Here is a 415-nt window from a genome sequence, read left to right on the forward strand (position 1 = left end):
TCGCCGACGGGGCCTCGCTGTGCTCTGCGGGAATCCGCAGAGTCTCCCCGGGCGGGTTCCCGGTCACCGCCGCCTCCAGCGCCTCCCCGAAGGAACGCCGGGCCGATCGGGCGATCGCGTCCTCGGGCATCTTGTTCTCGACCTCCCCACCGGGCCACTCCCTCTTGTCGAGGAAGTAGTCGAGGTTGTCGTTCTTCGACGGGTCGAAGAACGCCTCGACGGCCTCGGGGTTCCGGGTGAACGCCTCCATCAGACCGCCCATGGGGTCTGCCCGCGTGCCCTTCCAGCTCTCCATGACTCCCGCGTACGGATCGTCGGTGTTCTCCTCCCAGTTGCGGATGGAGATACCGACAGAGCCGAGGAACCGTCCGTCGTCCTTGGCTGTGCCCGCGGCCATCAGGTCCGTGAGCACTGA

At 67.5% G+C, this 415-nt stretch carries 1 pseudogene; it reads right to left on the reverse strand.

The annotated features are described in order from the left end of the window. Window positions 1-397 (reverse strand): annotated as a pseudogene (locus RNB18_RS52845) (DUF6571 family protein); the annotation flags it as partial. Window positions 398-415: the final 18 nt, after the last annotated feature.

This window comes from Streptomyces doebereineriae (assembly GCF_031845645.1).
Taxonomy (GTDB): Bacteria; Actinomycetota; Actinomycetes; order Streptomycetales; family Streptomycetaceae; genus Streptomyces; species Streptomyces canus.